This is a genomic window from Candidatus Pantoea gossypiicola, assembly GCF_008632075.1.
GTDB classification, from domain to species: domain Bacteria; phylum Pseudomonadota; class Gammaproteobacteria; order Enterobacterales; family Enterobacteriaceae; genus Pantoea; species Pantoea gossypiicola.
The window spans coordinates 21,535-35,505 of sequence record NZ_VWVM01000023.1; the positions used below are offsets into that span (position 1 = coordinate 21,535).

The 13,971-nt window shown below is 54.3% G+C and carries 11 protein-coding genes; 4 read left to right on the forward strand and 7 right to left on the reverse strand.

The window, feature by feature from the left end; translation table 11 throughout:
- Nucleotides 1-27 precede the first annotated feature (27 nt).
- From F3I20_RS20890 to F3I20_RS20905, 4 genes are all read right to left on the reverse strand, one after another.
- The gene (locus tag F3I20_RS20890) at nt 28-828 is read right to left on the reverse strand and encodes an MBL fold metallo-hydrolase (RefSeq protein WP_150038584.1); all 801 of its coding nucleotides are present in this window, start codon (nt 826-828) and stop codon (nt 28-30) included.
- Between the two features lie 77 nt (nt 829-905).
- Nucleotides 906-2,021, reverse strand: coding sequence for a metallophosphoesterase (locus F3I20_RS20895; RefSeq protein WP_150015212.1), 1,116 nt, complete (start codon nt 2,019-2,021; stop codon nt 906-908).
- 248 nt (nt 2,022-2,269) lie between these two features.
- Nucleotides 2,270-4,597, reverse strand: coding sequence for an FdhF/YdeP family oxidoreductase (locus F3I20_RS20900; RefSeq protein WP_150038582.1), 2,328 nt, complete (start codon nt 4,595-4,597; stop codon nt 2,270-2,272).
- Nucleotides 4,598-5,122: 525 nt separating this feature from the next.
- Nucleotides 5,123-5,458 carry a cupin domain-containing protein gene (locus F3I20_RS20905; protein WP_150015228.1) on the reverse strand — a complete coding sequence of 112 codons (336 nt, stop codon included), beginning with the start codon at nt 5,456-5,458 and terminating at the stop codon, nt 5,123-5,125.
- A gap of 191 nt (nt 5,459-5,649) precedes the next feature.
- Here F3I20_RS20905 and F3I20_RS20910 point away from each other — a divergent pair, with 191 nt between their 5' ends.
- Complete coding sequence (locus tag F3I20_RS20910) at nt 5,650-6,387, forward strand: 2-phosphosulfolactate phosphatase (protein WP_150015210.1); 738 nt, start codon at nt 5,650-5,652, stop codon at nt 6,385-6,387.
- Nucleotides 6,388-6,432: 45 nt separating this feature from the next.
- On the opposite strand, the gene yajD is transcribed toward F3I20_RS20910, so the two are convergent.
- The gene (gene yajD / locus F3I20_RS20915) at nt 6,433-6,780 is read right to left on the reverse strand and encodes an HNH nuclease YajD (RefSeq protein WP_150015209.1); all 348 of its coding nucleotides are present in this window, start codon (nt 6,778-6,780) and stop codon (nt 6,433-6,435) included.
- 232 nt (nt 6,781-7,012) lie between these two features.
- Nucleotides 7,013-7,180 (reverse strand): hypothetical protein, encoded by a 168-nt coding sequence (locus F3I20_RS24005; protein ID WP_190286175.1) that lies wholly within the window; start codon nt 7,178-7,180, stop codon nt 7,013-7,015.
- Between the two features lie 285 nt (nt 7,181-7,465).
- Here F3I20_RS24005 and F3I20_RS20920 point away from each other — a divergent pair, with 285 nt between their 5' ends.
- Nucleotides 7,466-10,570 carry an efflux RND transporter permease subunit gene (locus F3I20_RS20920; protein ID WP_150019503.1) on the forward strand — a complete coding sequence of 1,035 codons (3,105 nt, stop codon included), beginning with the start codon at nt 7,466-7,468 and terminating at the stop codon, nt 10,568-10,570.
- Between the two features lie 229 nt (nt 10,571-10,799).
- On the opposite strand, the gene F3I20_RS20925 is transcribed toward F3I20_RS20920, so the two are convergent.
- Complete coding sequence (locus F3I20_RS20925; protein ID WP_009093122.1) at nt 10,800-10,976, reverse strand: con-10 family general stress protein; 177 nt, start codon at nt 10,974-10,976, stop codon at nt 10,800-10,802.
- A 200-nt stretch (nt 10,977-11,176) separates the two neighbouring features.
- Here F3I20_RS20925 and F3I20_RS20930 point away from each other — a divergent pair, with 200 nt between their 5' ends.
- Together F3I20_RS20930 and F3I20_RS20935 are read left to right on the forward strand one after the other, a co-directional pair.
- Nucleotides 11,177-11,470, forward strand: coding sequence for a hypothetical protein (locus F3I20_RS20930; RefSeq protein WP_150015207.1), 294 nt, complete (start codon nt 11,177-11,179; stop codon nt 11,468-11,470).
- A gap of 446 nt (nt 11,471-11,916) precedes the next feature.
- Nucleotides 11,917-13,890 carry a methyl-accepting chemotaxis protein gene (locus F3I20_RS20935; RefSeq protein WP_150015206.1) on the forward strand — a complete coding sequence of 658 codons (1,974 nt, stop codon included), beginning with the start codon at nt 11,917-11,919 and terminating at the stop codon, nt 13,888-13,890.
- Nucleotides 13,891-13,971: the final 81 nt, after the last annotated feature.

Consider the following 13,971-nt stretch of genomic DNA (forward strand, 5'->3'; position numbering starts at 1 on the left):
GGGCGGCTGTTTTTCTCTCAACGCTCGCTACGCCTGATGATCCCGCAGACAGGCCAGATAGGTTTCTCCCGACCGCATCACTTTTTCTTTCGCCTGCTCACGAATATCCTGACCTTCAAACGCGCCATAAAGCTGCCCGAATGTCACGTTAGCAAGCCGATGCAGGATGTCGCCTACCGTGGCGGCTGACAGTGGCAGCATATTTGGGTAGCTCCACATAAACGACACGCCATGCGCGCCCGGCGTGACCTGCATGATATCCCCCACCAGCATCACTCCTTCGCCCTCGTCCCAGTGCAGCACGCTGCCTCCGGGAAAATGGCCGCCCAGCCGTAACAGCGTAACCGATGGCATCAGCGCGTGAGATTCACCCTCCCAGAACCGGATGTACGGGCTCTTTCGGACAATCCATTGCCTATCGCGGGCGTGCAGATGAAGGGGCGCGTTAAACGCCTCAGCCCACTCCTGCATGGTGGTGTAGTAGTGCGGATGTGAAATCGCGATAGCATCAATGCCGCCCAGCGCTGCGATCAGCGTGTACGTGGCGTCATCAAGGTTAGCAATACAGTCCCAGAGCACGTTGCCGTTCGGCGTATGCAGCAGAAAGGCTCGCTGATTAATAGCAAACTCAGGCACGGTTTTAAGGCTTAACAGCGCATCGCTGTGGGCCGTCCACTTATTCGCGTGGCTGTCGCGCAGCGCGTCAAACGCGATCCAGCTCTGACCCGTGGCAGGAACGTACTGACGTTCATCCTCGCAGATTTTGCAATGCTGATGAGAAGACTGAGCCGGATAAGCGGTGCCGCAGGCGGTACATAACATCGTCATGGTGATCTCCTTTGTCTCACTCAAGCTTAAGCACACCTGCAAAAACCGCACTTTCCTGACGCAGTTTCGCCATACGATCACCGCTGGCGGCGTAAAGTAATCCGCGTCAGTTCCGAGGGACGGCCCAGCCTGACCGCCATGCCTGGCCAGAGTGCCGTGCCGTTATTCACATAGAGCTGCATTTCGTCAACCTGATAAAGCCCGGACACAAATCCGGCGTTGGGTTTAGCAAACAGCCGGTCCAGTCCGATAATCAGACCGCCATGCGTATGTCCTGAAAGCTGCACATCTACGCCCTGCGCCGCGTTCTGGCGGGCATTGCGCGGCTGATGATCCAGCAGGATCACCGGTGCGTTTTCAGGTGCCTGTGCCAGCGCGCGGGCCAGATCGGGGCCGATCGCATTTCTGCCAGCTGCGGAGGCGTCCGGCAGGCCGGCAATCACCAGTTTTGCCGCGCCGCGCTGAATAACGGTGTGGCTGTTGAGCAGCGGCTGCAGCCCCAGTGAGGCCAGATGGGCCGTCCAGACTGCCTGATGGAAGAAATATTCGTGGTTACCGGTAATTGCCCATACGCCGTCAGAGGCGGTCAGCGCGCGCAGTGGTTCAACGTCATGACGCCTGTGTTCAAGGCTGCCATCGATCACATCGCCCGTTACCACAATCAGATCGGCGTTAAGAGACATCGCCCGCTCAACCATCGCGGCGGTCCACACACGATTAAACAACCGGGTGATGTGCAGGTCGGTCAGCTGCAGCAGCTGATAACCCTCAAACTCAGCCGGAAGATTGGGCAGCACCAGCGTCACTTCTTTGACCGGCGGAACCCGTATCGCCTGCTGTACGCCAACAGCAGCCAGCATCATCGCCAGCACCACAGCCAGATAGCGAATACCAGGCACCAGCTCCAGCGGATATCGCAACAGCAGCGCGATCAGCATGACTGCATCCATCAGCATCTGCAGCAGCGCCAGCAGCAGCACGGTACTGTACGCCCAGTTAAACAGGATGATGATAATGCGGGGCATTTCGGCGGAGAAAATGCCGCCAGACGTAAAGCGGCTTACCAGCAGATATTGTGAGGCCAGCAGCACCAGTGCTGAGAGCAGGATCTTGATGGCCAGTGGCAGTGATAAGGGAATGATGACGCGCGCAATGACATACCAGCTGGGTAAGCTGAAAATCAGGTGAAACATGGCAGTTTTCCGATAGGGCGCTGAACATCCGCGCAGGCAAATAAGAGACGATCGTTTATAGAACTGTTTTCAGCACAACAGTGTATACGACGCTGCCGCTCAGGTTACTTCGCGCGAGGTGCTTTACTGGCGATAAAAGAAGCCGAGGGCAGAAAAAATGATGCCAGCAGACCCAAAAAGTAAAAACAGCGTGGCCGGAACACCGGCCACGCTGACAACCTTCACTCTTCACTGTCTGGCAGGTCAGACTAACGAAGAATACCTGAGGTAGTGTGCGTCTCGTCGGTTACGCGCGTCATAGCGATTGGAATACTTTTATAGGCGGGAATACCGCTTTTAGTATCGTGGCTGTCGAGTGGAACCATCACATTGGCCTCCGGGTAGTAAGCGCCGACTGAACCTGGTGCCATATCAATAATTACGATGGTCAGGTTTTTCATCTGACGCGAAGTGGGATTACCCTCCGGATCCAGCGCAATCAGATCGACACGGTCACCCACACGCAGCTCTCGTTTTTCCGCCTCTTCCGCATTGATAAACAGCACATCGCGGCGGCCCGTCACGCCACGATAGCGGTCATTTAGTCCGTACAGCGTGGTGTTGTACTGGTCGTGACTGCGCAGGGTGGTGAGTACCAGATCATGGCATTTCAGCGAGCGGGGATCTTCGTTGATGCCCTGCATCACTTTAAACTGCGCACGACCGGAAGGCGTGAGCCAGACGCGTTCTGATGCGGCATTATGGAGCCGGAAACCTCCCGGATGCTTAATGCGCTCGTTGAAGTTTTCGAACGCCGGGAACACGGCTTCAATGGCATCACGGATGCGGCTGTAATCGGCGACCATGGCTGACCAGTCAACCATGCTGTCTGGCAGGGTGGCCTTAGCGAGTGAAGCGACCAGCGCCGGTTCAGATTTCAGATGGGGTGAGGCCGGGTTCAGCGAACCACGCGAGGCATGCACCATCGACATCGAATCTTCAACGGTCACGCTCTGTGCGCCGGTCGCCTGAACATCGGTTTCAGTCCGGCCCAGCACCGGCAGCAGATAGTTGTGCTTGCCGAGTAACAGGTGTGAGCGGTTGAGCTTGGTGGCCATATGCACTACCAGATCTAAATTACGCATGGCCGGGAACGTCACCTGGGGATCTGAAATTGCCTCTGCCAGATTACCCCCCAGACAGAGCAGCGCTTTAGCTTTACCATCGCGCATCGCCTTAATTGCCTCCACAGCGCCGTGACCATGCTTCTGCGGCGGCCTGAAACCAAACACTTTCTCAATACCATCCAATAACGATTGCGGCGGGATCTCAGTGATGCCTACAGTGCGGTCGCCCTGCACATTAGAGTGACCACGTAACGGACAGATACCCGCGCCCGGCTTACCGATGTTGCCGCGCATAAGCAGCAGGTTGGCGATTTGTTGCACGTTCTGGGTACCATACTGGTGCTGAGTAATTCCCATGCCATAACAGATGATGGTTCGTTCAGCGCTGGCGTAGAGCCGGGCGATATGCTGGATCTCCTCACGCGCCATGCCGGAGACTTTAAGGATGTGCGCCCAGTCGGTGCTCTCCAGGTCGGCCTTGAGATCGTCAAAACCTTCGGTGTGCTCCCTGATAAACACTTCATCGATGACGCCGGGTTTGCCCTGGCTCAATGCCTCCTCGTGCATGGTGAGCAGGATCTTCATTACGCCTTTGAGCATTGCTGCATCGCCGCCCACCCGCACTTTGTAGTAGGTCGAAGCCAGCTCAGTAGAGCTCATTGACAGCATCTCAATCGGGCTTTGCGGTGAAGTAAAGCGTTCCAGCCCGCGTTCACGCAGCGGGTTAATCGCCACGATAGTGGCACCGCGTTTAGAGACTTCACGCAGCGTGCCGAGCATGCGTGGATGGTTGGTGCCAGGGTTATGGCCGATGCAGAGCACCAGATCACAGTGATCAAAATCCTCCAGCTCTACCGTACCTTTGCCAACGCCAATCGATTCCGGCAGGCCAACGCTGGTCGGTTCGTGACACATGTTTGAGCAGTCGGGGAAGTTATTGGTGCCATATTCACGGGCGAAGAGTTGCCACAGGAACGCCGCTTCATTGGAGGCGCGGCCAGACGTATAAAACTCCACGCTGTCAGGATCGTTGTAGCTGCGCAGATGCTCACCGATCTCCCGGAACGCCGTTTCCCATTCGATGGGCTGATAGGTGTCGGTCGCGGCATCGTACTTCATGGGATGGGTCAGCCGTCCTTCGCCCTCCAGATGCAGTGCGCTGCGTTCCCACAGTTCAGTCACGGTATGAGCGGCAAAAAATTCCGGTGTGGTGCGCTTGCTGGTGGCTTCCCACGAGACAGCTTTCGCCCCGTTTTCGCAGAACTCAAAGGATGAGGCGTGTTGTGGGTCAGGCCAGGCACAGCCCGGACAGTCAAAGCCCTGCGGCTGATTAACTTTAAACAGGGCAATCACATCCTGCTTTACTGACATCTGGCCACGGATAGCATCGGCAACCGCCTTTAGTGCGCCCCAGCCACCGGCAGCACCCCCATAAGGGGCGATGCCATTTGTGCGATTTTGCTCTTTCATAATGCTCCACATTGTCTCTATTGTTATCGGCTAAGCCTGGTACATAAAAAGGAACAACAACGTGGATTCTGACTATTATTCAGCAAAATTTTTTCTCAAAATGTTTCGGTGAGCCGTGTGCTCTGTTTTCCTGCTATGAAATAAGCGTGAGAATTATACAATAATAAACGAGACGGCTCTGCGTTATGCCCTGAACTATTTATCAGGCATAGAAAGGCCGTTATAACTGGCAATAAAGTGATTGTGAGTAAGGTGTTGTTATAATGGAATAATAATGCAGTAGTGAGCCTGTAATATTTGGGGGATTTGATTTCTTACGGGTAAGGTCATTATGGTTAATATTTCTACCCGGACGCTGAAGCAAAAAATATTCACAACGGCATTATTAGCGTAACGGGAGTCGGACAAACATAACGTGTCGTTATTACCCCACAAATTAACAACCCGATCGGGTATTTAAAATATTGTTCATGAGATATCTGTTTACTTCATGAGACAGCGCTATTACCTGGCGCTGCTGGCAGATCAGAGGTCAGTACGATCCCCGCGTGTTGTCGGATGAGAAATGACAATAAATTCTACTGGCGCATCACTGTTATTTCTGGCCTGGTGTTTAGCGTGCGGCGGAATTTCGATTCCCTGTTGCGCACAGATATCATGCACTTCGCCCTCCAGTTCCATCGAGAGCACGCCCTGAAGAACAAAGAAAAACTGCCGGGATGAAGCATGATAGTGTCTTTTCTCACGGGTGGCGGGCGGCATTTTTTCATGAATGATTAACATATCTTTGCGGTTTATCAGATACCAGCCATCGCACCCGTCCCCCCAGCTATAATGTTCTGCATTCTCATTTGAAATCATCATCCTGCGTCCTGGTTGTTGTTGTAAGGATTTAAGCCCTGGCTAACTATACAAGGCCAGGTTGTTGACGCTCAATTTTTAGTGTCGTTAATCACCTCAATGGATTTTTGACAGTGCTGATACTTTAATCGACCCTGGCGTGTCATGGATTGAGCGGTGCACCCCTGACAGGCTGTAACGGAGGATGAGATATGCAATGGTGTAATCAGGACAGATTTGACGTTCGCCTTGAGTGGGGGACTGCCGCAGTCCGTTACGCGGCAAAAGATGTGGAGTGCATCGTGATCGTCGATGTGATGTCTTTCTCCACCTGTGTCAGTCTGGCGGTCGACAATGGCGCACAGGTTTATCCTTACCCCTGGAAGGATGCATCTGCCATCGGTTTTGCAAACAACATCGGCGCACGGCTCGCCAGCTACGACAGATTATCAGATGCTGGCGGTTTTAGCCTTTCTCCTGCCTCGATTCGAAAAATTGAAAAGGGTGAAAAGCTGGTTCTGCCATCACCCAATGGTTCTGCGATTTCTTTCCTGGCCCGTGATCGGGTTACGGACGTCACCCTATTTAGCGGTTGCTTCAGGAACCTCTCGCAGACTGCAATGGCCTGCCGGGACTTTAAACGCATTCTGGTTATCCCCTGTGGGGAGCGCTGGCCCGATGGCTCGCTTCGGCCGGCCATAGAGGACTATGCTGCAGCCGGTGGCATTATTGCAGCCATCGGGCGTGACTGCTTCTCCCCGGAAGCAGCGGGTGCGGTTGCCGCCTGGCAGCAGCTGAATCTGTTATCTCTTCGCGAATGCGCTTCAGCGCTGGAACTTCAACAGCGCGGATTTCAGGAGGATGTCGAGCTCTGTCTGGATCTGGATAGCGCGAAGTGGACCTGGCAGTTACAGGGCGATTTTTATGCGGCAGGTTCGGAACGGGGCTGAGCCTGTCAGCACGTTGTTGTCCTGACAGGCTCAAAAATTCAGCGGTTACTTCTTCTTATTCAGCATCGACTTCAGATCGGCAAAGGGATTGTAGGTCGCCTCACCAACATCTTTTTGTGCATCCTCGCCTGCGACCACGCGGGTGCCATACTGATCAGCTTCGGTGTACTTCGAGTGCTCGTGATCGTGACAATAGAGACACAACAACTCCCAGTTACTGCCATCTTCCGGATTGTTGGTGTGGTCGTGATCGATATGGTGAACCGTCAGCTCGCGCAGATTTGAATAAACAAATTCGCGTGAGCAGCGCCCACACACCCACGGATAGATTTTAAGTGCTTTCTCACGGTAGCCGCTTTCCAGCCGCGAATAGTTTTTAGGGATCAGAGTCATGGCAGTTATTACCTGTTTTGCAGAGGTGTTCACGTTAGTGCAGCCACTATATCCCACAACGGAACCAGAGGAAAAATCATCCTTTTACGCGGGAAGGAGGGCTGACAAGCTCAAAGTGATAACCGGCAACTACCCGCTACTAAAAACTTAACCTATTGTCAGCGCTAGCCTTGCCTATCAGCACGATAGCGCCAGAAACATGAAGATTTACCGCTTTGCTTAAAATTCCGCGCTAAATGTAATGCCGGATGCCATAAACCGCCCAGAAAATTGCGTTGACCCCCAGATAAATCCAGCATCCCCAGTAGGCAATGGGTTCCCGGCGGGTACGAAGTTTGGGCAGAAAGATCAGTAAATAGAGTGCAGAGGCGATAAGCGAAACGAAGTAGAAAAATTTCATTGTTCTCTCCTGGTTGATATCCTTTATTTCAGGATAGTCAGGGATGACTATTTTGCTCAGTGCATCATCAGATTCGTTCCATACCGATGTTTTTAGCAATTACACCGGCTATAAACCCATCTGGTTGCTATAAAGCAAACTGGCGGCACAGCGTCGCGATCAGCCCGGTTCAGGAAAAGATAATGTCAGGATGTTTAACCGGATGTGACAACCTATAATCAACGCAGTTTGTTGATCTGCAGGAATGCAGATTTTGCCCCCGCCCCAATGGATGAGATCCCGCTGATGTTTTCTCGCTTTTTTATTTATCGTCCCGTGTTCGCATGGGTAGTTGCCATTTTAATTATGCTGCTTGGTGCGCTTTCCATCACCCTGTTGCCGGTTGAACAATATCCTGATGTTGCACCGCCCTCGGTAAATATCAGTGCGACTTACACCGGTGCCTCTGCGGAGACGCTGGAGAACAGCGTTACTCAGGTGATTGAGCAGCAGCTGACCGGGCTGGATAATCTGCTCTATTTTACCTCCAGCAGCAGCTCGCAGGGTAATGTGTCAGTCACCGTCACCTTTAGTCAGGGCACCGATCCGGATACCGCGCAGGTGCAGGTGCAGAACAAGGTGCAGCAGGCGCTCTCGCGTCTGCCCAGCGAGGTGCAGCAGCTTGGCGTCACCGTGACCAAATCACAGTCGAACTTCCTGCTGGTGATGGGGCTGTATGACACGACAGGTAAAAGCAACAGCACCGATATCGGCGACTGGCTGGTCAGCAATATGCAGGAGCCGCTGGCCAGGACTGAAGGCGTCGGTGACATCCAGGTGTTCGGCGGCCAGTACGCGATGCGCATCTGGCTCGATCCCTTCAAGCTAAGCTCTTATGCGTTGCAGCCTTCTGACGTGTCGGCAGCAATACGCTCGCAGAATATTCAGGTTTCAGCCGGTAAAATCGGCGGCCTTCCATCGCCTGACAATCAGCAACTTACGGCCACGGTCAGAGCGCAGTCACGGCTGCAGACGCCGGAGCAATTCCGCAACATCATTGTTAAAAGTGATAAAAGTGGTGCCATCGTGCGGGTAGGGGATGTGGCGCGGGTAGAGCTGGGCGGCGAATCTTATGACATGACCACCCGACTCAACGGGCATCCTGCGGCGGGGGTCGGTGTAATGCTGGCACCGGGTGCGAATGCGCTGGCCACGGCGACGCTGGTCAAAAACAAAGTTGAAGAATATCGCCATTCTATGCCGGAAGGTTACGAAGTGGCCTATGCCCTCGACAGTACCGATTTCATCAAAATCTCCGTTGAGGATGTGGTGATCACCCTGATCGAAGCGATTGCGCTGGTGGTGGTGGTGATGTACCTGTTCCTGCAAAACATCCGCGCCACGCTGATCCCGGCGCTGGCGGTGCCGGTCGTGCTGCTCGGCACCTTTGGCGTGCTGGCGCTGTGCGGCTATACCATCAATACCCTGACGCTGTTTGCGATGGTGCTAGCCATCGGCCTGCTGGTGGATGATGCAATCGTGGTGGTTGAGAACGTCGAGCGCATTATGCATGACGAAGGTTTGCCGGCGCGTGAGGCAACGGAAAAGTCGATGAAGGAGATCTCCGGTGCACTGGTGGCTATCGCGCTGGTACTTTCCGCTGTCTTTCTGCCTATGGCCTTTTTCGCCGGCTCAACCGGCGTGATCTACCGGCAGTTCTCCGTCACTATCATAGCCGCCATGACCTTCTCTGTGGTGGTGGCACTGACCCTGACGCCTGCGCTGTGTGGCATGCTGCTGCGGCCAACAACACCTCATCGCAAAGGTTTCTTTGGCGGGTTTAACCGCTTCTATGCTGCCACCGAGCGTCAGTATCGTCACAAAGTCGTGAGCACGTTGCGTCGTCCGCTAATCATGGTTTCACTTTACGCCGCAATGGGCGTAGTACTGTTTGTGATGTTCACCCGATTGCCGGGTAGTTTCCTGCCGACTGAAGATCAGGGCAGCATTATGCTTCAGGCGACATTGCCGGCAGGCGCCACGGCCAGCCGTACCGAGGCGGTCAATAAGCAGATTGTTGACTGGTTTCTGACGGAGGAGAAACAGAATATTGATGTGGTTTTCACCATCAATGGCTTTAACTTCAGCGGTGCGGCGCAGAATGCCGGTATGGCGTTTATCAAGCTTAAAAACTGGGACCAGCGACCCGGTAGTGAGAACTCTGCCGAAGCGATTGCCGGACGCGCCACTTATGCGCTTGCGTCGATTCGGGATGCGCAGATCTTTGCGCTGACGCCGCCGTCGGTGCCGGGGCTGGGACAGAATAATGGCTTCACCTATGAGCTGCTGGCCAGCGGTGGCACCACGCGTGAGCAACTCAGTAACCTTCGCGATCAGCTGTTACAGAGCGCCGCGCAAAGCCCGGATCTGAGCGGCGTGCGGGCGAATATCCTGCCACAGACTCCGCAGCTGCAGATTGATATTGATACCAGCAAAGCGGTGGTGCTGGGCCTCCAGCTGGACGATGTGACCGACACGCTGACCAGCGCCTGGGGCGGAGCCTACATCAATGACTTTATTGATCGTGGCCGGGTGAAGCGCGTTTATCTGCAGGGCGATGGTCAGTATCGCTCCGCACCGTCGGATCTGGATAAGTGGTACATCCGTAACAGTGAAGGCACCATGACACCGTTCTCGGCGTTTGCCTCGACCCGCTGGACTATGGGACCGGAAAGTCTTAACCGCTACAATGGTTCTGCCTCCTATGAAATTCAGGGTCAGAACGCCGAAGGGTTCAGCTCCGGTGATGCCATGAACACCCTTGAGCGGCTGGCCAATGAACTACCGGCAGGCACGACGGGCGCGTGGAGCGGACTCTCGCTGCAGGAGAAGCAGGCGGGTGGGCAATCGACCACGCTCTATGCGATCTCGATTCTGGTGGTTTTCCTCTGTCTGGCTGCGCTGTATGAGAGCTGGTCAGTGCCCTTCTCCGTGCTGTTAGCGGTGCCACTCGGTGTACTGGGTACGGTGCTGGCCGTGGCGTTGCGCGGATTAAGCAACGATATCTACTTCCAGGTGGCGTTACTGACCACGGTCGGGCTGACTTCCAAGAACGCGATACTGATTATCGAATTTGCCGAGGATGCGGTGCGTCGGGGCAGTTCGCTGAGTGCTGCGGCGTTACTGGCGGCACGAACCCGCCTGCGACCGATTATGATGACCTCACTGGCCTTTATCGCCGGGGTGATCCCGCTGGCGGTGGCGACCGGTGCCGGTGCTAACAGCCGCATCGCCATCGGCACCGGTATCATTGGCGGCACGCTGGCAGGTACCGTGCTGGCATTATTCTTCGTTCCGCTGTTCTTTGTGCTGGTGAAGCACTATCTGACCCGGCATCGTGACGTTAAATAACGCAGTCAGCTCGTCTGTCCGACAGGACAGGCGGGCTGAAATCACGGCTCATGCGACTGAAAATAAAGCGTGCCGTCAGACCTGCTATCCGGGTTGCGAATACCAGAGCGGTGGAATAGCGTAAAAGTATTTTATGGCAGAGCCAGATGAGGGACGGACATTGTCGTGGTTTCACTCACGAGAGATGCCACTCCATGGCGTAAAACGTCCTAAAGCGCTTTATTCAGAATTACTTAGAAGGACGGCGACTAATCTTGCCTCCTTTCCGACCGGCTTCCCTGGCTTTTTCATGATCGTTTTTGAAATTGCCCCCACTGACCTTGCCTCCTGCACTGCCAGCTTCACTCGCACGTTCCGGATCGTTGGCAAAATTACCGGCACCACCTCTGTATTTCTGTTGTGTCATAGGAAGACCTCATATCAATGTTCCGTGAGATAAAAAGGACTAGCTAGTCACACCAGGAAGCATAGCCGCCCGCTTCGTTTATGCAAATGCACAGCGTCAAGGTTTTGATAAGGCGGAGATTAAATTTCTTCTACCGGTTTGCCACAGCAGGGAAATGACCGATGAACTACGCTTAAAGGTCTGACGAAAAGGAGAATATTATGAGCGACGCGACATTAATCGACACGCTTGAGTTTGGTTCTGACGAGCATAAGCAGAAATATGAAATCTATGGCGACGATGCACAAACGCCCACTTTTGCTGTTATCTCCCGGCAACAGGGTGATAGCTGGCAGAAACTGGAGGAGAAAATCACCTTTGCCGCGCAGGATGAACAGCAGGAAGCGATGGGATCAATGGGCTACGGTTCCGGCGATACGCTGCCCGATTTACGCGATCTGCCTGCCGAAGCTCGGGAGCGTTGCGAACGGCACTGGCAGGAGCAGAGTGCATAATGAGTAAAGCGCTGCTCATTTTAGCGGTGAAGTCGCCCGATTAAGAGAGACGCCTGGAGGCGGCAGAATAACCCTCTGAGCGCTCTCTTTTACCGACCGCCACAATAAAAAAGACCCAGCTCATTAAAAACGGGTGAGTCTGCATCGCAAACAGTAGACATCAGTCACCAGCACAGCTTTACATCCGCCCGCCAGACTCCCGTCCTGGGTTATTTTATGCTACGATTTTGTAACAAACTCATCCATTAAACCAACTGCAGCAATTGCTAAAGGTTTTCCCGCTGGTGGCGATAACCCAATGGCGTTGAGCGCGCCAGTCAATGATGAACCCGGCACTCAGCGACGAGTTCTGAACGCGAACGGACCTGCATTTAGCCCTCCTTTTAATACACACCAGACAATGCGAATTAAGCGCAATTTATTCAAATAAAAGCGAAAATAATAATATGTCGATCATTAAGACGATCAAAAGACGCCTGCCTGTTGCCCGTCTCAGGCGTAGCAGCCAGCCAGCGAATGGCACCTGGGATTGTCGTGCGTTGCCAGATTCACTCTCTTCCATTGGTTTAAGCTCGCGCGCGGGCGGGATTCTGATGACGTTTGTTCCGCCTGAAGCCGATTTTCAGCGGGTCAGTCAGGCCTGGCAGCGCTTTAACACCCCCGATCTGACGGTGCTGACGCTCTCTTCCAACGGTGCGCTGAGCAGCAGCCGATCGCAAAGTACCTACTGTGATGGCAACGGCCCGGAAGGAAGTTATCTCTGGCTGCCCGACACGCTGATCGCCAGCCATGAAACGCACATTGTCGATCTGCATGTTGCCGATACGCAGACCGCCAGTCAGCGTATTACCGCCATTCAGCAGGAGCTGATGCGGTTGCAGGTACGGATGCCCCTCTCGGCCGATCGGACTTTTGCGATGATTTACTGTGACGGCTTGTCTGCGTCAGAAGGCTTTCTGATGCAGGCCTGGTATAACAGCGGGCGTTTTCCCTGCCTGGCGATTGGCGGTTCAGCGGGTGGCAAAATTACCTTTGATGGCACCTGGATTGGTGCGGGTGGCAGGGTATTGCAGGGCAAAGCCGTCATTGTGTTCTGCCAGATGGCTGCTGGGAAATCCTTTGCGCCTTTTAAAAGCCAGAACTTCACGCCACGCGAGCAGAGCTGGCTGATTGCTGAAGCCGATCCGATTGCGCGCACCGTCACTTCTGTATTTAACCGTCAGGGTCAGCAACAGCCGTTTGTCGCGTCGCTGTGTGAACATCTGAGCTGCACCGAAGCGCAGTTGAACGAGCGGCTAAAGGGGCTGACCTTCGGTGTCAAAGTCGGCGGCGAATACTTTATTCGCTCAATCGCCAAAATTGAATCGGGTGGCGTGCACTTTTTCTGTGACCTTGAGTTTGGCGATCGACTGTTCCTGATGGAAGAAAAAGACTTTAAACAGGCGACACAGCAGGAGTGGCAGGCTTTTACTGCCCGGCATGGCAAACCGGCCGCAATACTCATGAACGACTGTATTCTACGTCGTGTCGGTAATGCCGATAAACTGCACAATGCCCACTTCTTCAAAGGCATTGCTGCCGCTGGTTTCTCAAGCTTTGGCGAAATTCTGGGCGTGCCAATCAATCAGACGCTTTCGGCGCTGGTGTTTTTCAATCATGACGTCAAAGCGATGAGCCAGTTTCCGGTGGAATATGCTGGTTACGCCGCACATTACGCGCAGCGCGCCTTGCGCCGCTGGGAAGCGCTGAACAGCATTCAGACACGGGTGCTGGATCGGGTGATCAACTATCAGCAGGCGCTGACGCCGCTGATGGAGGCGCTGCCGGTGCTGGAAACGGCGACTCAGAGCCAGGGTGAAACGCTGAGTCTGGCAGAAAGCAGTATCCGTAATATCAGCAACATCGCCACTGAGAGTCAGCAGGCGCAGGGGCGGCTGGATGAAGGGCTGGACGATCTGGAAAAAATCTCGAATGGCATCAATGAGATTACGCATGGTATCAGCAACATAGCCTTCCAGACCAATATCCTGGCGCTGAATGCTGCCGTAGAAGCAGCTCGTGCAGGCGAGGCTGGCCGCGGCTTTGCCGTGGTAGCAGGCGAAGTTCGTCGTCTGGCCCATTCGTCGAAAGAGCAGGCTGAAGCCACGGCGAATAACATCGGCGAGGCGGTTACCACCATCTCACGGATCCGGCTGGTAGCCAGTGACTCGGCGCAGACGGCTGCACAGATGGCGGAGCGCAGCATCAGCGCGGCCGATACGCTGGCGGCCATGAATCAGCAGACCCGACATGAGCGCGCCGACATTGCGAAGCATCTCGGCAGCCTGCGTGAACTGACGCAGGGAATGGACGCGATGCAGGAAGCCGTCGCGCAGCTCAAAGTGTTACAAACGCTTTCCGGGGCACAGGTTAAAGGCTGATTTATCAGCATAAAAGACAAAAAAGTGCGGTGTAAGCGTAACGGCCAGGCAAGGCAGGCTCTCAGTTGTTACACTTGTCGG